General features: G+C 73.3%; 21 protein-coding genes. 8 read left to right on the top strand and 13 right to left on the bottom strand.

What is annotated here, in order from left to right:
* Positions 1 to 45: 45 nt before the first annotated feature.
* The 6 genes from OHS17_RS27900 to OHS17_RS27875 all read right to left on the bottom strand — a co-directional run bounded on the left by OHS17_RS27900 (position 46) and on the right by OHS17_RS27875 (position 6,254).
* Positions 46 to 888, bottom strand: coding sequence for an ATP-binding cassette domain-containing protein (locus tag OHS17_RS27900; RefSeq protein WP_330314357.1), 843 nt, complete (start codon positions 886 to 888; stop codon positions 46 to 48).
* Positions 885 to 1,931 (bottom strand): ABC transporter permease, encoded by a 1,047-nt coding sequence (locus OHS17_RS27895; RefSeq protein WP_330314356.1) that lies wholly within the window; start codon positions 1,929 to 1,931, stop codon positions 885 to 887. The genes OHS17_RS27900 and OHS17_RS27895 overlap by 4 nt, the downstream gene beginning before the upstream one ends.
* Positions 1,928 to 2,941 (bottom strand): sugar ABC transporter substrate-binding protein, encoded by a 1,014-nt coding sequence (locus tag OHS17_RS27890; RefSeq protein ID WP_443053282.1) that lies wholly within the window; start codon positions 2,939 to 2,941, stop codon positions 1,928 to 1,930. The genes OHS17_RS27895 and OHS17_RS27890 overlap by 4 nt, the downstream gene beginning before the upstream one ends.
* A gap of 141 nt (positions 2,942 to 3,082) precedes the next feature.
* Positions 3,083 to 4,258: a cytochrome P450 family protein gene (locus tag OHS17_RS27885; protein WP_330314354.1), complete on the bottom strand. Its 1,176-nt coding sequence runs from the start codon at positions 4,256 to 4,258 to the stop codon at positions 3,083 to 3,085.
* Between the two features lie 86 nt (positions 4,259 to 4,344).
* Complete coding sequence (locus OHS17_RS27880; protein ID WP_330314353.1) at positions 4,345 to 5,043, bottom strand: response regulator transcription factor; 699 nt, start codon at positions 5,041 to 5,043, stop codon at positions 4,345 to 4,347.
* On the bottom strand, positions 5,040 to 6,254 hold the full coding sequence (locus OHS17_RS27875) for a sensor histidine kinase (RefSeq protein ID WP_330314352.1): 1,215 nt from the start codon (positions 6,252 to 6,254) through the stop codon (positions 5,040 to 5,042). Before OHS17_RS27875 ends, OHS17_RS27880 begins: the two co-directional genes overlap by 4 nt.
* Positions 6,255 to 6,401: 147 nt before the next feature.
* On the opposite strand from OHS17_RS27875, the gene OHS17_RS27870 reads away from it, so the two are divergent.
* Positions 6,402 to 6,605 carry a hypothetical protein gene (locus OHS17_RS27870; RefSeq protein ID WP_330314351.1) on the top strand — a complete coding sequence of 68 codons (204 nt, stop codon included), beginning with the start codon at positions 6,402 to 6,404 and terminating at the stop codon, positions 6,603 to 6,605.
* A gap of 5 nt (positions 6,606 to 6,610) precedes the next feature.
* On the opposite strand, the gene OHS17_RS27865 is transcribed toward OHS17_RS27870, so the two are convergent.
* Entirely contained in the window at positions 6,611 to 7,540 is a 930-nt protein-coding gene (locus tag OHS17_RS27865) for a DMT family transporter (RefSeq protein WP_330314350.1), read from the bottom strand.
* A 200-nt stretch (positions 7,541 to 7,740) separates the two neighbouring features.
* On the opposite strand from OHS17_RS27865, the gene OHS17_RS27860 reads away from it, so the two are divergent.
* Positions 7,741 to 8,487 carry an SDR family oxidoreductase gene (locus OHS17_RS27860; RefSeq protein ID WP_330314349.1) on the top strand — a complete coding sequence of 249 codons (747 nt, stop codon included), beginning with the start codon at positions 7,741 to 7,743 and terminating at the stop codon, positions 8,485 to 8,487.
* A gap of 83 nt (positions 8,488 to 8,570) precedes the next feature.
* Positions 8,571 to 9,401 carry an aldo/keto reductase gene (locus OHS17_RS27855; protein ID WP_330314348.1) on the top strand — a complete coding sequence of 277 codons (831 nt, stop codon included), beginning with the start codon at positions 8,571 to 8,573 and terminating at the stop codon, positions 9,399 to 9,401.
* Between the two features lie 34 nt (positions 9,402 to 9,435).
* Here OHS17_RS27855 and alc read toward each other — a convergent pair whose 3' ends face one another.
* Together alc and allB are read right to left on the bottom strand one after the other, a co-directional pair.
* Positions 9,436 to 10,551, bottom strand: a complete 1,116-nt coding sequence (gene alc / locus OHS17_RS27850; protein WP_330314347.1) for an allantoicase — start codon at positions 10,549 to 10,551, stop codon at positions 9,436 to 9,438.
* Entirely contained in the window at positions 10,548 to 11,897 is a 1,350-nt protein-coding gene (allB, locus tag OHS17_RS27845; RefSeq protein WP_330314346.1) for an allantoinase AllB, read from the bottom strand. Before allB ends, alc begins: the two co-directional genes overlap by 4 nt.
* 314 nt (positions 11,898 to 12,211) lie before the next feature.
* On the opposite strand from allB, the gene OHS17_RS27840 reads away from it, so the two are divergent.
* On the top strand, positions 12,212 to 13,012 hold the full coding sequence (locus OHS17_RS27840) for an IclR family transcriptional regulator (RefSeq protein WP_018100489.1): 801 nt from the start codon (positions 12,212 to 12,214) through the stop codon (positions 13,010 to 13,012).
* Between the two features lie 51 nt (positions 13,013 to 13,063).
* Here the strand turns inward: OHS17_RS27840 and OHS17_RS27835 are convergent, their stop codons facing one another.
* Together OHS17_RS27835 and OHS17_RS27830 are read right to left on the bottom strand one after the other, a co-directional pair.
* Positions 13,064 to 13,744, bottom strand: a complete 681-nt coding sequence (locus tag OHS17_RS27835) for an ABC transporter ATP-binding protein (RefSeq protein WP_330314345.1) — start codon at positions 13,742 to 13,744, stop codon at positions 13,064 to 13,066.
* Positions 13,741 to 14,808 (bottom strand): ABC transporter permease, encoded by a 1,068-nt coding sequence (locus OHS17_RS27830; RefSeq protein WP_330314344.1) that lies wholly within the window; start codon positions 14,806 to 14,808, stop codon positions 13,741 to 13,743. The genes OHS17_RS27835 and OHS17_RS27830 overlap by 4 nt, the downstream gene beginning before the upstream one ends.
* Before the next feature lie 109 nt (positions 14,809 to 14,917).
* On the opposite strand from OHS17_RS27830, the gene OHS17_RS27825 reads away from it, so the two are divergent.
* Together OHS17_RS27825 and OHS17_RS27820 are read left to right on the top strand one after the other, a co-directional pair.
* Complete coding sequence (locus OHS17_RS27825; protein WP_330314343.1) at positions 14,918 to 16,120, top strand: sensor histidine kinase; 1,203 nt, start codon at positions 14,918 to 14,920, stop codon at positions 16,118 to 16,120.
* Complete coding sequence (locus OHS17_RS27820) at positions 16,117 to 16,749, top strand: response regulator (RefSeq protein WP_018100493.1); 633 nt, start codon at positions 16,117 to 16,119, stop codon at positions 16,747 to 16,749. The genes OHS17_RS27825 and OHS17_RS27820 overlap by 4 nt, the downstream gene beginning before the upstream one ends.
* Positions 16,750 to 16,769: 20 nt before the next feature.
* Here the strand turns inward: OHS17_RS27820 and OHS17_RS27815 are convergent, their stop codons facing one another.
* Entirely contained in the window at positions 16,770 to 17,084 is a 315-nt protein-coding gene (locus OHS17_RS27815) for a DUF5955 family protein (protein WP_026171170.1), read from the bottom strand.
* 185 nt (positions 17,085 to 17,269) lie between these two features.
* Here OHS17_RS27815 and OHS17_RS27810 point away from each other — a divergent pair, with 185 nt between their 5' ends.
* Positions 17,270 to 17,863 carry a nucleotidyltransferase family protein gene (locus OHS17_RS27810; RefSeq protein ID WP_330314342.1) on the top strand — a complete coding sequence of 198 codons (594 nt, stop codon included), beginning with the start codon at positions 17,270 to 17,272 and terminating at the stop codon, positions 17,861 to 17,863.
* A gap of 232 nt (positions 17,864 to 18,095) precedes the next feature.
* Positions 18,096 to 19,715, top strand: a complete 1,620-nt coding sequence (gene aceB, locus OHS17_RS27805) for a malate synthase A (protein ID WP_330314341.1) — start codon at positions 18,096 to 18,098, stop codon at positions 19,713 to 19,715.
* A gap of 64 nt (positions 19,716 to 19,779) precedes the next feature.
* On the opposite strand, the gene OHS17_RS27800 is transcribed toward aceB, so the two are convergent.
* Entirely contained in the window at positions 19,780 to 20,676 is an 897-nt protein-coding gene (locus OHS17_RS27800; protein WP_330314340.1) for a sucrase ferredoxin, read from the bottom strand.
* Between the last annotated feature and the right edge of the window lie 11 nt (positions 20,677 to 20,687).

Here is a 20,687-nt window from a genome sequence, read left to right as displayed (position 1 = left end):
GGACGGGCGGGCGGACCGCTCTTCTAGGTCGTGTCCGGACACGACCTACGGCTTGTCGAGGGGGCTCGGGCCGGAGGTGCGCTTCAGCTCGTGGCTCAGCTCCTCCAGCTCGCTGCCGCCCGCCATCTGCCGGGTCAGCTCGTCCAGCGTGACGCTGTCCTTGGTGTGGCTGCCGGCCATGGCACCCCGCTTCAGGAGGACGAACCGGTCGCCGACGAGGTACGCGTGGTGCGGGTTGTGCGTGATGAGGACCACGCCGAGGCCGGCGTCCCGGGCGGCCGCGATGTACTTCAGGACGACCCCGGACTGCTTGACGCCGAGCGCGGCCGTCGGCTCGTCCAGAACGAGCACCTTCGCGCCGAAGTGGACGGCGCGCGCGATGGCCACGCACTGCCGCTCGCCGCCGGACAGGGTGCCGATGGGCTGGTCCACGTCGCGCAGGTCGATGCCCATGCGGAGCAGCGCCGCGTGGGTGGTCTCGCGCATCAGCCTCACGTCGAGGCGCTTGAAGGGGCCGGCGCCGGTCGTCGGCTCGGAGCCCAGGAAGAAGTTGCGCCAGACCGGCATCAGGGGGACGACCGCGAGGTCCTGGTAGACGGTGGCGATGCCCCGGTCGAGGGCGTCGCGCGGGTTGGCGAGGGTGGTCTCCTCGCCGTCGATGAGGAACCGCCCGGCGTCGTGCCGGTGCAGCCCGGCGATGATCTTGATGAGGGTGGACTTGCCGGCGCCGTTGTCACCGAGCACGCAGGAGATCTCGCCCGCGTGCACCGTGAGGGAGACGCCTTCCAGCGCCTTGATGTTGCCGTAGTACTTGGCCACGTCGTCCAGCTCGACGAGGGCCTGCCGGCCGGTGTCCTGCGGCCCTTCCGGGGCCTTGGGGGCCGTCATTTCGTCGCCTCCGCGCGCTTGCGTACCCATGCGTTGAGCAGGGTGGCCAGGAGCAGCATCGCTCCCAGGAAGAACTTGAACCAGTCCGGGTTCCACTCGGCGTACACGATGCCCTTGCTGGTCATGCCGAAGATCAGGGCACCGACCGCCGAGCCGATCGCGGAGCCGTAACCCCCGGTGATCAGGCAGCCGCCGATGACGGCCGCGATGATGTAGATCAGCTCGTTGCCGACGCCCTCGCCGGACTGCACGACGTCGTAGCTGAACAGCAGGTGCTGCCCGGAGACCCAGGCGCCGAAGGCGACGCCGAGGTAGAGCCCGATCTTGGTGCGGATGACCGGGACGCCGACCGCGCGGGCCGCGTCCGCTCCGCCGCCGACGGCGAAGATCCAGTTGCCGAAGCGGGTGCGGAGCAGGATCCAGGTGGCGACGGCCACCAGTCCCGCCCACCACAGCAGCGTCACCTTGAGCTCGACGCCGCCGACGGTCCAGTAGGAGGCGAAGAGCTTGCGGGCGGAGGGGAAGCCCTCCATGTCGCCGATCCTCTTCGTGGAGACCGTGCCGCTGATCAGCTTGGTGAGGCCCAGGTTGAGACCGGTCAGCATCAGGAACGTGCCCAGCGTGATGATGAAGCTGGGGAGTTTCGTGCGGGTCAGCATGAAGCCGTTGAACGCGCCGAAGGCGAGCGTGACCAGCAACGACACGAAGACGCCGACCCAGACGTTGGCCGTCATCTGGTAGCTGAACATCGAGGAGACCAGCGCGGAGCTGGTGACCATCACACCGGCGGACAGGTCGAACTCGCCGCCGATCATCAGGAGCGCGACCGGCGCCGCCATGATCCCGATGGTGGAGGCCGCGTACAGCACGGTGCCGAAGCTGGTGGCGCGCAGGAAGCTGTCGGCGACGACCGCGAAGAAGAGGAAGACGGCGAGCGCGCCGACGACCGAGCCCAGCTCCGGGCGGCCGAGGAGCTTGCGCAGCGGCGAGGTGCGCAGCAGCCGTTCGTCCACGACGGCCGACGATCCGGGCCCGGCGGTCATCGGGTGCCCCGGTCGGCGTACTCGGCGAGCTGGTCGGCGTCCTTCGCGGTGATGATCTGCGGGCCGGTGAGGACCGGGCGGCCGCCGCCGAGGACGTTGCGGTTGTAGCGGTAGAGCCAGAGCAGGTCGACGGCCTCGTAGCCCTGGAGGTAGGGCTGCTGGTCGACGGCGAAGCCGAGGGTCTTGGACTTCAGCCCGGCGGCGACGGCGGCGTTCAGGTCGAAGGTGTCGATCTCGGCCTTGCTGCCGGCGGTGTTCTTCGCCTTGACGGCGGCGTCCGCGAAGGGCGCGCCGAGCGTGACGACCGCGTCGATGTCCTTGTCGGACTGGAGCTTCGCCTCGATGGACGCCTGGACGTCGGGCATGTTGGTGCCCTCCACGTACAGGTTCTCCATCCGGCCGTCGAAGGTCTTCTTGGCGCCGGCGCAACGCTGCTCGTGGCCCACGTTGCCCTGCTCGTGGAGGATGCAGAGGGCCTTCTTGCGGCCGCGCTTGTTCAGCTCGTCGCCGACTGCCTCACCGGCGATGGACTCGTCCTGGCCGATGTGGGTGAGGGCGCCGTACGCCTTGGACTCGGCGGAGCCGGAGTTCACGGTGATGACGGGGATGCCGGCGCGGACGGCCTTGGCGACGACGTCCTTGAGGGCGTCGGGCTTGGCGAGCGTGACGATCAGCCCGTCGACCTTCTTGTCGATGGCCGCCTGCACGAGCTGGGCCTGCTGCTGGCCCTCGTCGTTGTGCGAGTACAGGAAGTTGATGTTGTCCTTCTTGGCGGCCATGTCGGCGCCCTTCTGGACGATGTCCCAGAAGGTGTCGCCGTCGCCCGAGTGGGTGACCATGGCGAACGTCCAGCGGGGCGTGTTCACCGCGGCCCGGCCTTCGGCCGCGGCCTTGGCCGCACGCTCCTCCGCCCGCTTGCCGCCGGTGCTGCTGCATCCCATGAGGGACACCCCCAGCACCGCCGCAAGCACGGCGCCCATCGCACGTACCCCTGTCCGAACCCTTGCCACGACGCCGTGCCCTTCTTGTGCTGCTCGCTGTGCTGCTGCCGGTGGAGCCGGGGCCCTGTGGTCCCGGCCCGGCTGGGCAAGTATCCCCGAGCACGCGCCGCCGCGACCCGGAGGGGCACGAACAGGACGGCGGCGCGTCGCTCACCAGCGCACCGGCAGGCGGCGCACCCCCCGGATCAGCGTGCCGGGCAGCCAGTCGAACGGGGCGGCCTGCGGGTCGGCCGCCAGGCCCGGGCAGCGTTCGAGGAGCGCGCGGATCGCGATGCGGCCCTCCATCCGGGCCAGCGGGGCGCCGAGGCAGAAGTGGATGCCGTGTCCGAAGGCGAGGTGGCCGCGGCTGTCACGGCGGATGTCGAAGCGGTCGGGCTCGGGGTAGCGGGCCGGGTCGCGGTCCGAACCGGCGAGCGAGACCAGGACGGCGTCGCCGGTTCCGATGGTCCGGGAGCCGACCTCGACCGGTTCCCGGGCGAACCGGAGGGTGGCCGTCTCGACGGGTCCGTCGTAGCGCAGCATCTCCTCGACGGCGCCGTCGAGCAGCGAGAGGTCGGCGCGGAGCGCGGCGAGCTGGTCGGGGTGGGCGAGCAGGGCGCGTACGCCGTTGGAGATGAGGTTGACCGTCGTCTCGTGGCCGGCGACGAGCAGCAGGAAGGCCATGCCGACCAGCTCGTCGGGCGAGAGCGCGTCGTCGTCCTCGTGGCGGGCGTCGATCAGGGCGCTGAGCAGGTCGTCGCCGGGTGAGCGGCGCTTGTCCCCGATCAGCTCCGCGAGGTAGCCGCCCATGGCGCGGACCGCCTCGCCCTCCTCCTCCGCGTTCACGGGGGCGACGATGCCGTTGGACAGCTTGCGGAAGGCGGCCCGGTCCAGGTCGGGGACGCCGAGCAGCTCGCAGATCACGGTCATGGGGAGCGGGAAGGCGAGCGCGTCCACGAGGTCGGCGCGGCCCTCGGGGACCATCAGGTCGAGGAGTTCGCCGGTGATCTCCTCGACCCGGGGGCGCAGCGCCTCGATGCGGCGCGGGGTGAACGCGCGGGCGACCAGCTTGCGCAGCCGGGTGTGGTCGGGGGCGTCCGTCTCCAGCATGTTGGCGTTGATCGGGTCGCCGCCGGTCTCGCCGGGCAGCGCCCGCCAGTCCTTGCCGAAGCGCTGGTCGGCCAGGACGGCCCGGCCCTCGTCGTAGCCGACGACGAGCCAGATGCTGTCGAACTCGTCGGTGCGGACGAGGTGCACGGGTCCGGTCGCGCGCATCCGCTCGTAGTAGGGGTACGGATCCGCGGTGAAATCGGCCAACCCGCGCAGATCCACAACGACTTCGGACATGGGCCCGCCCTCCCGGTCGTGTCGTCCCCGCTCCGAGGACCGGCCCGTTCAGCCTATGCCGGGAGGTCTGCCGGGAACGAGGGGCCTCAGGCCGGATTCGATCCGGTCTCGTCGTCCAGGAGTCCGGCGTCGTGGACGAGCAGGGCGATCTGGACGCGGTTGTTGAAGCCGAACTTGGCGAGGACGCGGGAGACCTGGGTCTTCACCGTGGCGACGCTGAGGTAGAGCGTCGCGGCGATCTCCGCGTTGGACCGGCCCCGGCCCACGGCGACGGCCACCTCGCGCTCCCGGTCCGCGAGCAGCGCGATCCGCTCGCGCGCCCGGGCGGCCCGGTCCACGCGTTCCTCCTGCCCGGACCCGGCCGCCCGGGCCATGAGCTGCCGGGTGACGGCGGGCGAGAGGACCGGGTCGCCGGCCGCGACCCGGCGCACCGACTCCACGATCCGGGCGGGCGGGGTGTCCTTGAGGACGAAGCCGGCGGCCCCGGCGCGGATGGCGCGGAGCACCTGTTCGTCGGCGTGGAAGGTGGTCAGGACGACGATCTCCGGCGCGTCGGGCCGGGCGCGCAGCGCTTCGGTGGCGGTGAGGCCGTCCATGACCGGCATCCGGATGTCCATCAGGACCACGTCGGGCCGCAGCCGGTCGACCAGGGCCTCGGCCTCGCTGCCGTCGGAGCCCTCGCCCACGATGTCGATGTCGTCGGCGCCGCCGAGCATCAGCTTCAGCCCGGCCCGGACGAGCGGGTCGTCGTCGACGATGAGCAGGCGGACGGGCGCGTGGGTCATGACGCCCACGGTAGCCAGGCCCGCACCGCGAACCCGCCGCCGGGGGCGGGCCCGTGGTCGAGACGGCCGCCGGCGAGGGTGGCCCGTTCGGTGAGGCCGATGAGCCCCTGGCCGGAGCCGGGGACCGGGGTGAAGGGCTCGGTGGGCGCCGGGTTGCGCACCTCCACGGTGATGCCCTGCCCGGGTCCGCCGGTGACGGCGACGGTGACCTCGGTGCCGGGGGCGTGCTTGCGGGCGTTGGTCAGCGCCTCCTGGGCGATCCGGTAGACGGTGCGCCCGGAGGCGGCGGGCACGGCGTCGGGGTCGGCGAGGCGGTTGTCCAGGGTGACCTTCATGCCCGCATCCCGGGATTCGGCGACGAGCGCGTCGAGGGTGGCGAGGGTGGGCTGCGGGCGGTTGCCGTCGCTGTCGCGGGGGCCGCGGAGCACGCCGATGATCTCGCGGAGGTCCTGGAGCGCCTCGTGCGCGCTGTCCCGGATGACCCCGGCGGCGCGGGCGACCTCGGCCGGGGGCGCGTCGGGCCGGAATTCCAGGGCGCCCGCGTGGACGCTGAGCAGGGTCAGCCGGTGGGCGAGCACGTCGTGCATCTCGCGGGCGATCTCCTCGCGGGCGAGCCGCTGGGCCTGCTCGGCGCGGAGGGCGGCCTCGGTCTCGGCGCGGACGGCGCGTTCACGGAGGGAGACGACGAGCTGGCGCCGGGAGCGCACGATCATGCCCCAGCTGAGGACGAGCAGGATCAGCAGGAGCCCGATGATGGTGGACGCCAGGAACGAGGTGTTCGGGTCGGGGCGCAGATACGGCTGTACGGGGGCGACGGCCAGGGCCCCCGCGCCGACGAGGGCGACCGGGCGGAACGGCCGGTGGACGGCCAGGCTGAACAGCGCGACGAGCAGGGCGCCCGCCGCGACCGGTTCGACGGTGGACAGCAGGGTCAGGGCGACGGCGAGCCCGACCGGCCAGCGGCGCCGGAACCACAGGGCGCAGCAGGCGGCGGCGCCGACGAGGGAGTCCACCAGGACGAAGGTGTCCGATGTGGTGGGGTCGGCCTCTATCGTGGCGAGCGTCGCCAGGCCGATGCCCGCCGCGCAGAGGAACGCGGTGAGGTCGACCACCCAGTCCCGCACGGTGCGGCGGGACCGGCCGCGGTCGTCGGGCAGCTCGGGTCCGGCCATCGCCGAGGGCAGCAGCCAGGGGTACTCCGTACGCGTCATGTCGACAAAGCTACGCACGCGGGCGCCCGGTTCGAGGTGTCCGGGGCGCGGGAGCGACCAAAGTCGCGGAGACGGAGACTTTCGGACCCGGCGGGGCAGCCCACCGGCCGACGCGGCGGAGCGGCCCCGGCGGCCAGGCTCGGGGCCATGAAGAAACTCTGCGAGACGGTCGGGTTCCTGGTCTTCGTCCAGGGGGTCGCCGGGCTGCTCCATGTGTGGCTGGACTGGTTCCGCTTCTTCAACCTGGTGCAGAAGCTGCCGTTCGCCTCCGAGTACCCGGTCTTCGTGTCGATCGTGCTGATGGTGGCGGGCGCGGCCGTCATGATCGCGGCGGACGCGATCAAGGAGTGAGCCGGTCAGGGCGCGCCCGGGTCCGCGCTCCGCCGCCCCCAGGCGGTCCCGGCCAGCACCAGCACGGCGCCGGCCGCCCCGGCGACGCCCAGCCGCTCGCCGCCGATCGCGATGCCCGCGGCGGCGGCCCACAGCGGTTCCGTACCGAGCAGCAGGCTGACCCGGGACGGGGAGGTGCGGCGTACGGACCACATCTGCACGAAGAACGCGAAGAGCGTGCAGAACACCGAGAGGAAGAGCAGCCCGCCCCATTCCCGGACGCCGAATCCGGCGGCGACCGTCCAGGGCGCCTCGCCCGTCCCCGGCGCGGCGGCCAGCAGGGCGAAGACGGCGACGGCGCTGCCGAGCTGCACGGTCGTCAGGGACAGCGAGTCCGCGTCCTGGACGGACTTGATGCGGGACATGAGCAGGACGTGCAGGGTCCGGGCGAGGGCGGCGGCGAGCATGAGCAGGTCGCCCACCGAGGGGCTGGTGAATCCGCCGCCCTGGGTCAGCAGCACCACCCCGGCCACGGAGAGCCCGGCGGCGGCGAGGAAGGTCCCGGTCGGCCGGGTCCGGGTGACGGCGGCCTCGGCGAGCGGGGTGAAGATCATGGTGAGGCTGATGATGAGCCCGGCGTTGGTCGCCGAGGTGTGCACGATGCCGTACGTCTCCACCAGGAAGATCCCGCTGAGCACCAGGCCCAGCAACCCGGCGCCCCGCCACTGCGCGGCGCTCAGCGCGCACAGCCGGCGCCGTCCGGCGACGGCGAGGACGGGCAGCACGACGGCGAACCGCAGCACGAGCACGGCGACGACGGTCTGCGGGGTGGTGATGCCCTTGGCGGCGAGATAACTGGAGCCCCAGACCACCGCGACCAGCAGGACGGGCAGATCGGTGAGCCAGGCCCGGCGCGGCGGGGCGAGGACGGGGGCGGAAACGGCGGCGGAGGACACCTGGACTCCTGCTCTCTCCACAGGGACGACGTGGAGACGGCACCGGCTCGCACTGGGGAACGATCACGCTACCGGGCGTGCTCCCGCCGTGGCGAGCCCCCGGACTCGGCGTCCATTTCCCGCCGGTCTCCGGGCCGCCGGACGACTTTCCTGGTTCCTGTCGGCACGACCGGCAACGGACGCAACGGACAGGAACCACGATGAACAGCACCCTTCCCACCCCCCGCACCGCCCTCGTCACCGGCGGCAGCCGGGGCATCGGCGCCGCGACCGCGCTGCGGCTCGCCCGGGACGGCGCCGACGTGGCGCTGACCTACGTACGCGACGAGCGCGCCGCCAAGGAGGTCGTCGCCGCCGTCGAGGCGACCGGCCGCCGTGCGGTCGCGCTGCGCGCCGACTCGGCCGACCCGGAGGCCGCCGCCTCGGTGGTGCACCGGGCGGCGGCGGAGCTCGGGCGGCTGGACGTCCTGGTGAACAACGCGGGCATCGGCGTCCTCGGCCCCATCGGCACGCTCACGCCCGCCGATGTGGACCGGGTCCTCGCCGTGAACGTCCGGGCGGTGTTCCTCGCCTGCCGGGCGGCGGCCGAGGTGATGGAGCGCGGGGGCAGGATCATCTCCCTCGGCACGGCCCTGAGCCGATACGCGGGCGGACCCGGCGGAACGCTGTACGCGATGAGCAAGTCCGCCCTCTCCGGCCTGACCAAGCCGCTGGCCCGCGAGCTGGGCCCGCGCGGCATCACGGTCAACCTGGTCCAGCCGGGCGCCGTGGACACCGACATGAACCCGGCCGACGGCCCGTTCGCCGAGGGGCAGCGCGCGGCCAACGCGCTGGACCGGTTCGGCACGGTGGCGGAGATCGCCGCGCTGATCTCGTACCTCGCGGGCGCGGAGGCCGCATTCGTCACCGGGGCCGAGCTGGTCGTGGACGGCGGTCACGCCGCCTGACGTCGCGCTGCCGCGCCTCCCCGCCCCGCCTACGCTGGGCGGGGAGGCATGCCCGTAACGGCAGACGAGGAGAAGGGGCGATCATGTCCGGTATCCCGGCGCACACCCTGAACGACGGCCGTACGATCCCGGCGGTCGGGCTCGGCACCTACCCGCTGGACGACGACGCGGCGGAGAAGGCGGTGTCCGGGGCCCTCGGTCTCGGCCACCGGCTCGTGGACACCGCGCTGAACTACGGCAACGAGACCGGTACGGGGCGCGGCATCGCCCGCAGCGGGGTCCCGCGCGAGGAGATCGTCGTCACGACCAAGGTGCCCGGCCGCCACCACGGTTACGAGAAGACGCTCGCCTCGTTCGAGGAGTCCCGGAGCAACCTCGGCCTGGACTACGTGGACCTCTACCTCATCCACTGGCCGCTGCCCAGGGTGGACCTGTACGTGGACACCTGGCGGGCGCTCATCAAGCTGCGCGAGGACGGGCTCGTCCGGTCGGTCGGGGTCTCCAACTTCACCGCCGGACACCTGAAGCGGCTGGAGGACGAGACGGGCGTCGTGCCCGCCGTCAACCAGATCGAGCTGCACCCCCGGCTGCCCCAGGAGGAGCTGCGCGCGGCACACGCGGCGATGGGGATCGTCACGCAGAGCTGGAGCCCCCTGGGGCGCGGCCGGGACCTGCTGGCCGACCCGGACGTGGTGGCCGTCGCCGAGGCGCACGGCGTCACCCCGGGGCAGGCGGTGCTGCGGTGGCACACCCAGCTCGGGGCCGTACCGATCCCGAAGTCGGCCGATCCGGGGCGGCAGCGGGAGAACCTGGACCTGTTCGGCTTCGAGCTGACGCCCGAGGAGCTGGGGCGGATCTCCGGCGGCCCCAGGGAGCGGTTCGGCGGGGACCCCGAGGAGCACGAGGAGTTCTGACGCTCCCGTTCCGCACCCCCGGGGTCCCGGCGTGTCAGCCGCCGAGTTCGGCGTGGCGGGCGGCGAGCCGGGCCGCGCCGCGTTCGGTGAGCGAGCCGAAGAGGCGGAGCCGGGAGATGCCGCCGTCCGGGAAGATGTCGATCCGGACCTGGTCGGCGCGGATCGCCTCGGGCAGCACGAAGCGGTGGTTGGTGTCGGGCTGGAGCCGGGTCCGGGGCAGGAACGCGGCCCAGGCACCGGTCTCCGCGTCCCGGGCGGTGAGCTGTGCCCACCCGGCCGCGTTGCCCTTGAGGTAGGCGGTGTCGATCTCGACGGCGCGGATGTCCGCCTCTTCGGCCAGGTGGTAGTGGATCCAGTCGTTGCCCCGGTCGCGGCGGCGCCGGGTCTCCCAGCCGTCGTCCATCTTGTGGGAGCGGCCGGGCTGGATGGTGTTGGTCGCCGGGGAGTAGAAGCGGTCGGAGGCGTCCTCGACCCGGCCGCCGTTCTCCAGGGCGACGATGTCGAACGTACCGAGCGCGGTCAGCCAGGCGGGGTCGGGGGCGACCTCGCCGTAGACCCTCAGGCGGGCGATGCCGCCGTCCGGGTGCTGGTTGAGCCGCAGGTGCGTGAAGCGGCGCTCCACGTCGACGGCGAAGCCGTTGGCCGCGTGGCCGCCGACGGCGGTACGGGGGACGAGCGTCGTCCACTTCACGTCCGGGGCGAGCAGCTCCTCCGGCGAGGGCGAGCCGGGCAGCGAGACGGCCTCGACGGAGACGGCCTGCGGGTAGTTGCCGCGGAAGTGGGCGGTGTCCACGACCAGGCCGCGCACGATGCCGGGGGCGCCGAGGCGGATCAGCGCCCAGTCGTGGTCCTCGTCCACCGGGTGCGGCCGCTCGGCGCTCGCACCGCGTCGGCGGCGGGTCTCCCAGCCGTCCATGATCTTGCCCTTGTGCCCGAAGCGCTCCGGGTCGAAGTGGGCGGGCTCCGGCCTGAGCAGGTTCTCGCGCTCGGCGAAGAACTCGTCGTTGGCGGCGATCACGCCCGCCCCGAGCCGCCGGTCGGCGAGGTCCACGAGGTGGGTGAAGGGGTGGTCGGCGGTGCGGTAGTCGGCGTACGGGTCGCCGCCGCCGTACGGGTTCGCGTCGCCGGTGAAGTGCGCTGTCGCCGTCATGCCTGGGGGTCCCTTGTCTGGAGGCGGCCGGTGGGTTCGCAGAGCACGCCGTCGGCGGCGATCCGTACACCGCGCAGCCAGGTGGAGCGCACCACGCCGTGCAGGGTGCGTCCGGCGTAGGCGGTGACCTGGTTGCGGTGGAAGAGCTCGGCCGGGTCGACGGTGAAGGTGGCGTCGGGCGCCAGGACCGCGAAGTCGGCGTCGCGGCCCGCCTCGATGGCGCCCTTGTGGCGCAGCCCGGCCAGCTCGGCCGGGGCTGCGGACATCCAGCGGGCGACGTCGTCCAGGGTGTGGCCGCGTCGGCGGGCCTCGGTCCAGATGGCGGGCAGGCCGAGCTGGAGGGAGGAGATGCCGCCCCAGGCGGAGGCGAAGTCCGGGGTCTTCAGGTCGGTGGTGCACGGCGAGTGGTCGGAGACGATGCAGTCGATGGTGCCGTCGGCGAGCCCCTGCCACAGCGCGTCCTGGTTGGCGGCCTCCCGGATCGGCGGGCAGCACTTGAACTCGGTGGCCCCGTCCGGGACCTCCTCGGCGGTGAGGGTGAGGAAGTGCGGGCAGGTCTCGACGGTGAGCCGGACGCCCTCGCGCCGGGCGGCGGCAATCAGCGGCAGGGCGTCGCTGGACGAGAGGTGCAGGACGTGGACGCGGGCGTTCAGCCGCCGGGCGTGGGCGATCAGGCCCTCGATCGCGGTGTTCTCGGCGTCGCGCGGCCGGGACGCCAGGAAGTTCGCGTAGGCCGGGCCGCCCTGCTGCGGCGCGGAGGCCAGGTGGTGCGGGTCCTCGGCGTGCACGATGAGCAGCCCGCCGAAGCCGGCGATCTCGGCCATGGACCGGGCCAGCTGCTCCTGGTCCAGCTCGGGGAACTCCTCGACGCCGGACGGCGACAGGAAGCACTTGAAACCGAACACCCCGGCCTCGTACAGCGGGCGCAGGTCCTTGACGTTGGTGGGGATCGCGCCGCCCCAGAAGCCGGTGTCGACGTGCACCTTGGGCTCGGCGACGCCCTGCTTGACCCGCAGGTTCTCCACCGTGGTGGTGGGCGGCAGCGAGTTGAGGGGCATGTCGAGCAGCGTGGTGATGCCGCCGGCCGCCGCCGCGCGGGTGGCGGTCCAGAAGCCCTCCCACTCGGTGCGGCCGGGGTCGTTCACATGGACGTGGGTGTCCACGAGGCCGGGCAGCAGGACGTCGTCCCCGAAGTCCTCGACGCGGGCACCGGCCGGGGCCTCGGTGTCGTACGGCAGAACGGCGTCGATGGTCCCGCCGGTGACGGCGACCGACGCGGGCCGGGTCCCCTCGGGGGTGACGACGCGCGTCGAGCGCAGTAGCAGCTTCACGTCCGGACCGGACACCGGTGCTCCTCACTTCGCACTTTCAACGAACTGTTGAAGGAGTCTTCACTCGGGAGCGCGACCCGTCAAGACCTCACCCTCGCGCCGCGCCCGCTCCCGGAGCCGCGCTGGAGGTTTCCACAAAGTAAAAGGTGAATTTCGGAGTGCGGAACGTAGAATGGGCCAGGTGCCGCGCGGCCGGGCTGCCGCACCACCTGCGGACACCCGGACAAACGGGCGCTGACCGGCCATGACGGCCCCCGTCGGCTGTGGGCCGGCCGAAAAGGGCCCGGTAGGCTGCTGCCTTGCTCCTCCGCTTCGAAAGGACCGTTGACGTGCCGCCGTCCCACGCCAGCACTTCCGACTCCAAGCCCGCCGGTTCCAGCGGTGGTGTGCAGTCCCTTGAGCGCGCCTTCGACCTGCTGGAGCGGATGGCCGACGCGGGGGGCGAGGTCGGCCTGAGCGAGCTCTCCGCGAGCAGCGGACTCCCGCTGCCGACGATCCACCGCCTGATGCGCACGCTGGTCCTGTGCGGTTACGTACGTCAGCAGCCCAACCGGCGTTACGCGCTCGGCCCCCGGCTGATCCGCCTCGGCGAGTCCGCCGCACGGCTGCTCGGCACCTGGGCCCGCCCGTATCTGGCCCGGCTGGTCGAGGAGACCGGCGAGACGGCCAACATGGCGCTGCTCGACGGCGACGAGATCGTGTACGTGGCGCAGGTGCCGTCCAAGCACTCGATGCGCATGTTCACCGAGGTGGGCCGCCGGGTGCTGCCGCACTCCACGGGCGTCGGCAAGGCGCTGCTCGCGCACACCCCGCCGGACGAGGTGCGCGCCCTCCTCGCCCGCACCGGGATGCCCGCCGCCACCGAGAAGACGATCACCACCCCGGACGGCTTCCTGGAGGCGCTGGACCAGGTGCGCCGGGTGGGCTACGCGGTGGACGACAACGAGCAGGAGATAGGGGTCCGCTGCCTGGCGGTCTCGGTGCCCAACTCCCCCACCTCCGCCGCGATCTCGATCTCCGGCCCGGCGGGCCGGGTCACCGAGGCGGCCACCGAGCGGATCGTGCCGATCCTCCAGCAGGCGGCCAAGGAGCTGTCGGACGCGCTGGCGAGCAGCGGTACGGCGGGCTGAGAGTCCGTGAGGCGGGCCCGGACCTCTCGGAGGTCCGGGCCCGCCCCCGTTTCAGGTGAGCGCCGGGGCGGTCAGGCGGCCGTCCAGCATGGTGACCGTCCGGTCCACCCGGTCCAGGTGGGCGCGGTCGTGCGTGACCAGGACCGTCGCCGTGGACCGCTGCCGGGTCAGCGTCACCAGCAGGTCCAGGACGGCCGCGCCGCGCTCGTGGTCCAGGGCGCTGGTCGGCTCGTCCACGAGCAGCAGGGCCGGATCGTTCATCAGGGCCCGGGCGATGTTGATCCGCTGGCGCTGCCCGCCGGACAGCTGGTGGGGCCTGCGGCCGGCCTGCCCGGCGAGACCGACCGCGTCGAGCAGACCGAGCGCCCGGGCCCGGGCGGCCCCGGCCCGGCCGCCCGACAGATGGGCCATGACCTGGAGCTGTTCGACGGCGGTCAGGGACGGGAGCAGGTTGGGCTGCTGGAAGACGATGCCGACGCGCTCCCGCCGCAGCGCCGCCTTCTCCGCGCGCCCCAGCCCCGTGGTGTCCGTACCGGCGACGACGACCGCCCCGTCGTCCGGGGCGACCAGCGTCGCCGCCACCGCGAGGAGGCTGGACTTGCCGGAGCCGGACGGGCCGACGACGGCGGTGAGGGTGCCGGCGGGCACGTCGAGCCTGACGCGGTCCAGCGCGGTGAGCCGTCCGTCGCCGTCCGGGTAGGTGAGGGTGACATCGGTGAGCGTGAGGGTCATCGGGCACTCCCGAGCGCGGTGAGCGGGTCGACGGCGGTGATCCGCCGGATGGACAGGGCGGCCCCGGCCGCGCCGAGGGCGATCATCACGGCGGCCGGGACGAGGACCGTCGCCGCGTCCAGGACGAACGGCACGGCCCCTCCGGCGACCAGGGCGCCGATGCCGGAGGCGAGGGCGGTGCCCAGCCCCGTACCGACGGCGAGCATCACGACGGCCTGGCCGAGCGCGTCCCGGAGCAGATACGGGGTGGAGGCGCCCAGCGCCTTGAGCACGGCGACATCGCCGCTGCGCTGGATCGTCCAGACGGTGAAGAACGCGCCGATGACCAGGGCGGAGATGGCGAAGAGGAAGCCGCGCATCAGCTGGAGCGAGCCGTTCTCGGCCTGGTAGGAGCCGATGACGGTCAGCGAGTCGTCCAGCGAGAGCGTGCGGGTGCCGGCCGCCCGGTCACCGGCGGCCAGATCGGCGCCGCCGGTGGTGGTCAGGGCGATCACGGTGGCGCGCCCGTCCCCGGACCGCTGCCAGTCGGCGAGGTCGGTCCACACGACCGGGGTGTGGCTGTACGAGGCGTCGCCCGCGACGGCTGCCACGGTGGCCTCCCGGCCGCCGAGGGTCAGCCGGTCCCCGGGGCGTACGCCCAGCTCGTCGGCGCCGCCGCGCGAGAGCACCACTTCGCCGGGGCCGACCCGGGCGGGCGCCAGGCCGCTGCCGGGCTCCACGCCGAACGCGGAGACGGCGGCGGTGCGCTTCCCCGTACCGGCGGTGGCGTTCAGGGTGCGGATGCCGAGCGGGTGCGCGGACGCCACGCCGGGCCGCCCGGCCCAGGCGCGAACGGCGTCCTCACCGACGGACGAGTCGGTGAAGGACACCGACCGGCCGTCCGGCGGGGCGGCGAACGCCAGGTGGTCGGCGTTCAGCCCGGTGACGGCCGAGGTGTTCTCCCGGGCCAGCCCGGCGGTGAGGCCGGACAGCAGGCCCACAAGCAGGGTGATCAGCACGATCACCGTGCCCATGAGCGCGAACCGGCCCTTGGCGAACCGTAGGTCTCTCCATGCGACGAACATGGATCCAGCGTCGTTCTCCCCGGCCCCGGAAACATCGCCCCCGGGCTGGTGACGACATCAACCTTTCGATTGACCGGCTCCGCGCGGCCCGCGCCTACGCTGGAACATCATGGAATCCCGCGTTCACCCCCCGGTCGCCGCCGCGCTGCGGCTGTGTCTGCACGGGCTGGTGCTCGGCCTGCTGGCGCTCACCGCCGTGAAGGCCTTCACCGACGGCCGCCCGCACCCCGGCGCGGTGACGGCGGTCGCCGGGGTGCTGGCCGCGGTGTACGGGGCGGGCGCGGCGGCCCGGTTCGTGCAGCCGGGGACCCGGGCGGGCGCGGGCTGGCTGGCGGCGCTCGGGGTGCTGTGGGCGGCGCTGCTGGTGCTGTCGCCGGACGCGCTGTGGGTGGCGTTCCCGCTCTACTTCCTCCAGCTGCACCTGCTGCCGACGCGCTGGGGCCTGCCCGCCGTGGCGGTGACGGCGGCCGCCGCCATCGCGAGCTTCCTGCTGCACGGGCAGGCGGTCACGCCCGGCACGTTCATCGGTCCGCTGCTCGGCGCGGCCGTCGCCGTCGCCACGGTCCTCGGTTACGAGGCTCTGTTCCGGGAGAGCGAGCGGCGCCGCGAGCTCATCGAGGAGCTGGTCGCGACCCGTGCGGAGCTGGCCGAGGCGGAGCGCACCGCCGGCACGCTGGCCGAGCGCGAGCGGCTGGCCCGGGAGATCCACGACACCCTCGCCCAGGGCCTGTCCTCCATCCAGCTGCTGCTGCGCGCCGCCGAACGGGCGCTGCCGGAGGACGCCCCGGCCGCCGCCCATGTGCACCGGGCGCGCGAGGCGGCGCAGGACAACCTCGCCGAGGCGCGCCGCTTCGTCCGCGCGCTGACCCCGCCCGATCTGGCGAACGGCTCCCTGACGGCCGCCCTGGAACGGCTGTCGGCCCGCTCCACCACGCCCGCGCTCACCGTGCGGTTCGCGGTCAGCGGCACACCGGTCGAGCTGCCGACGCCGTACGAGGTGGCGTTGCTGCGGACCGCCCAGTCGGCGCTGTCCAACACCGTGCGGCACGCCGGGGCGGGGCGGGCGGAGATCACGCTGAGCTTCATGGACACCTCGGTGTCGCTGGATGTGGTGGACGACGGACGCGGCTTCGCGCAGGACGCCGCGGCGGCCGGTGCCACGGAGTCCGGCGGCTTCGGGCTGCCCGCGATGCGCTCCCGGGCCCGGTCGCTCGGCGGCACCCTGAGCGTCGAGTCGGCGCCCGGCCAGGGCACCGCCGTCGCGCTGACGCTGCCGCTGCCGGTGGGCCGGGCCGGGCGGGAGGCGGCATGAGCGGGCCCGTCCGGCTGCTGCTCGCCGACGACCATCCGGTGGTACGGGCGGGGCTGCGGGCCGTCCTGGACACCGAGCCGGACTTCCGGGTCGTCGCGGAGGCCGCCACCGCCGAGGAGGCGGTCGCCCGGGCGGCGGCAGGCGGCGTGGACGTCGTGCTGATGGACCTCCAGTTCGGCGCCGGGATGCACGGCTCGCAGGCGACCGCCGCGATCACGGCGGCGCCGGACGCGCCCCGGGTGCTGATCCTGACGACCTACGACAGCGACGCGGACATCCTGGCGGCGGTCGAGGCGGGGGCGGCGGGCTATCTGCTGAAGGACGCCCCGCCGGAGGAGCTGGCGGCCGCGGTCCGTACGGCGGCGGCCGGGCGTTCGGCGCTGGCCCCGGCCGTCGCGCACCGGCTGATGGACCGGATGCGCACCCCCGCCCAGGCGCTCACCAAGCGCGAGCTGGAGGTGCTGCAACTCGTCGGCGAGGGGCTGTCGAACGCGGAGATCAGCAAGCGGCTGTTCCTCAGCCAGGCGACCGTGAAGTCCCATCTGGTGCACATCTACGCGAAGCTCGGCGTCGACTCGCGCACGGCGGCCGTCGCGGCGGCGACGGCCCGCAGGCTGATCCGGCGCTGATCGCGGCCGTCCCCGCCCGTTCAGCGCTGCGGCGGCTCGCCGAAGAGGTCGACGGCGACCCGGACGTCGCGCAGGGCCGCGGCCAGGGCGCTGACCGAGCCGATCGCCCCCGCGATCAGCAGCAGCGAGCGGCGCAGCCGGGGGATCTCGGGCGCCCCGCTGAGCGCCATCGCGTCCAGCGCGGCGAGCTCGTCCTCGGCGATGGCCCGGTCGGGGAACTGCCCGGGGTGGCCGGCCAGGGCCCGCCGGAGCCGGGAGACCGCGGTACGCAGCTCCGCCACCCTGGGGTCCTCACCGCTGCCGGTCACCCGCTCCTGCCCGACGCTCTTCAACAAAGCTCCCCCTCGCACGTCCTTGTGCCAGTGTCGTTCCGACCGGTCCCGGGACCGTGGTCAAGTGTCCGGGGATGCGGGCAAGTTAACGCCATAAAAGGTGTCGGGCGCCACTCCGCGTGCGTAACACACGCCGCAGAGGTACGAGGCGGTGGGCGGGAGCGGCCGCCGTGGGGTATCCAGGCGGCATGACACACGCACAGATCGCCGGACTGCTGCTCGCCGCGGGCGGCGGCCGCCGGCTCGGCGGACGCCCGAAAGCCCTGCTGGAACACCGTGGCGGACTGCTCGTCGAGCACGCGGTGCGCACGCTGCGCGAGGGCGGCTGCGGCCCCGTCCACGTGGTGCTCGGCGCCTCGGCCGACGAGGTGCGGGCCCGGGCCCGGCTGGAAGGCTGCGGCGTGAGCGTCAACCCGGAGTGGACCGAGGGCATGGGCTCGTCGCTGCGGACGGGGCTCGACGCGCTCGCGGGGACGGGCGCGGACGCGGCGCTCGTGCTGCTGGTCGACCAGCCGGGGATCGGAGCGGAGGCGGTCGCCCGGGTGTGTGCGGCGTACCGGGACCGGTCGAGCCTGGCGGGGGCCTCGTACGCGGGGGAACGCGGGCACCCGGTGCTGTTCGGGGCGGACCGGTGGGCGGACATCGCGGCGGGTGCGGTGGGCGACCAGGGCGCGCGGGCGCACCTGCGGGAGCACCGCGCCGAGATGAAGCTCGTGGAGTGCGGCGACGTGGCACAGGCGTACGACATCGACACTCCGGCGGACCTTTCGCACCTGGAGTGAACGCCCTGGCACGCTGCGCCAGCGCGCGGGCCGTTCTGTCGACCCGAAGAATCTCGACATCAACAAACCATTGAACTTCCACCATGAGGAAACTACTATCCACTGTTCAGAAGCCCTCTGCACCTCAGACGGCGGCCACAGCCGTATCCCGGAGCCCTGGCACGCCGTGCCGAATCGGGCGGCCCGGCGGCCGTGACGCCGTCCGCACCGCCCGCTGAAGGAGTGACAGCTCATGTCCGCACCAGCGCCGTCCTCGCTGGCCATCGTCGATGCCGAGCCCCTGCCCCGGCAGGACGAGGTCCTGACCCCCGCGGCCCTCGCGTTCGTGGCCGAGCTGCACCGCCGGTTCACGCCCCGGCGGAACGAGCTGCTCGCCCGCCGCGGTGAGCGCCGCGCCGAGATCGCCCGCACCTCCACGCTGGACTTCCTCCCGGAGACCGCGGCGATCCGTGCGGACGACTCCTGGAAGGTCGCGCCGGCCCCGGCCGCGCTGAACGACCGCCGGGTGGAGATCACCGGTCCGACCGACCGCAAGATGACCATCAACGCCCTGAACTCGGGCGCGAAGGTCTGGCTCGCCGACTTCGAGGACGCCTCGGCCCCCACCTGGGAGAACGTGGTCCTCGGCCAGCTCAACCTGATGGACGCGTACAACCGCGCCATCGACTTCACGGACCCGAAGTCCGGCAAGTCCTACGCGCTGAAGCCGGCCGAGGAGCTGGCGACCGTCGTCACCCGCCCGCGCGGCTGGCATCTGGACGAGCGCCACCTCCAGCTCGACGGCACCCCGGTGCCCGGCGCGCTGGTCGACTTCGGCCTCTACTTCTTCCACAACGCCCAGCGTCTGATCGACCTCGGCAAGGGCCCGTACTTCTACCTGCCGAAGACGGAGTCGCACCTGGAGGCCCGCCTCTGGAACGACATCTTCGTCTTCGCGCAGGACGAGCTGGGCATCGCGCAGGGCACCGTCCGCGCCACGGTCCTGATCGAGACGATCACCGCCGCGTACGAGATGGAGGAGATCCTGTACGAGCTGCGCGACCACGCCTCCGGGCTGAACGCGGGCCGCTGGGACTACCTCTTCTCCATCGTGAAGAACTTCCGTGACGGCGGAGCCAAGTTCGTCCTGCCCGACCGCAACGCGGTGACGATGACCGCCCCGTTCATGCGGGCGTACACCGAACTCCTGGTGCGCACCTGCCACAAGCGCGGCGCGCACGCGATCGGCGGCATGGCGGCCTTCATCCCGTCGCGCCGCGACGCCGAGGTCAACAAGGTCGCGTTCGAGAAGGTCAAGGCCGACAAGGACCGCGAGGCGAACGACGGCTTCGACGGCTCCTGGGTCGCCCACCCGGACCTCGTCCCGATCGCCATGGCCTCCTTCGACGCGGTCCTCGGCGAGAAGCCGAACCAGAAGGAGCGCCTGCGCGAGGACGTCTCGGTGGCGCCCGGCGACCTGATCGCCATCGACACCCTGCACGCCAAGCCCACGTACGAGGGCCTGCGCAACGCCGTCGCCGTCGGCATCCGCTACATCGAGGCGTGGCTGCGCGGCATGGGCGCGGTCGCCATCTTCAACCTGATGGAGGACGCGGCCACCGCCGAGATCTCGCGCTCGCAGATCTGGCAGTGGATCAACGCGGACGTGGTCTTCGAGAACGGCGAGCACGCCACGGCGGACCTGGCCCGCAAGGTCGCCGCCGAGGAACTGGCCGCGATCCGCGAGGAGATCGGCGAGGAGACCTTCGCCGCCGGCCAGTGGCAGGAGGCCCACGACCTCCTCCTCCAGGTCTCCCTGGACCAGGACTACGCGGACTTCCTGACCCTGCCGGCGTACGAGCGGCTGCGCTGACGTCCGTACCGTCGCACCGAAACCCCGCTCCCCTGGCGTACGCCTCCGGGGCGGGGTTTCGCGTTCAGCCGGCCCGGATCGCGGTGACCTCGTGGAGCATGGCCGCGCTCGTCGACGGGCCGTTGCAGGTGAGTTGGTGTGGTGGGGCGCGGTGGGCGGTGACCTCCACGTCGTACGCGGTCGCCTCGGGGGCGGGGCCGGTGAGGCGGATCAGCCAGTGCTGTCCGGCCCGGGAGGTGCCGGTGACCGTGTAGGCGTGGCGGCCCGCCGGGCCGAAGCGGGCGAGCACAGCGGCGACGGCCGCCTGCTGGGCCGGGAAGAGGTCGGTGTAGCCGCGCAGGTGGGCGGCGTGGACGCGGTCGGCGAGGTGCTGTCCGACCACGGTCACGGCCGAGGCCGCGTCCAGGCCGCCGTAGTAGACGCCGTCGGGCGCGACGAGGACGTTGGCGGCGAACCGGTCGCCGCCCACATGGGTGCATTCCCACACCAGGTCCGGCCACCGTTCGGCCAGCGAGCGGGCCGCCGGGCGGCCGCGGAGGGCGCAGCAGGTGTCGTGCCGTCCGTGGGCGCAGACGAGGACGACGGGCGGGTGCCCGGGCTCCCCGGGCGAGCCGAGCGCGGCGGCGGCGAGCGCCAGGTCCTCGTCCCGCTCCCAGGTCCCCCACTGCTGGCGGTGGGCGCCGGTGCCGTCGTAGCGCAGGACGGCCCAGCGCGGAGGGCCCGCGCCCTCGGGGCGGCGGCCGTGGCGGCGGATCAGGAGGATGCGGGCGCGCACCGCCCGGGCCGCCTCGTAGAGCAGGGACTTCGTCACGGGGTCGAGCGCGAGGCCGTCGTAGCCGTTGGCCGGCCAGGGCGCGTGGTACTCCACGAGGACCCAGACCAGGCCGTACGGGGCGGTGCCCGGGAGCGCGTCGCCGCGGCCCCGGGCGGCGTCGGCGCAGAAGAAGCGTTCCGCTGTCACCGGAGGCGTTC

It is taken from the genome of Streptomyces sp. NBC_00523, assembly GCF_036346615.1.
In the GTDB taxonomy this organism is placed as follows: domain Bacteria; phylum Actinomycetota; class Actinomycetes; order Streptomycetales; family Streptomycetaceae; genus Streptomyces.
The sequence above is the reverse complement of the archived record's forward strand: the minus strand, read 5'-3'. Positions and strand labels throughout refer to the sequence as shown.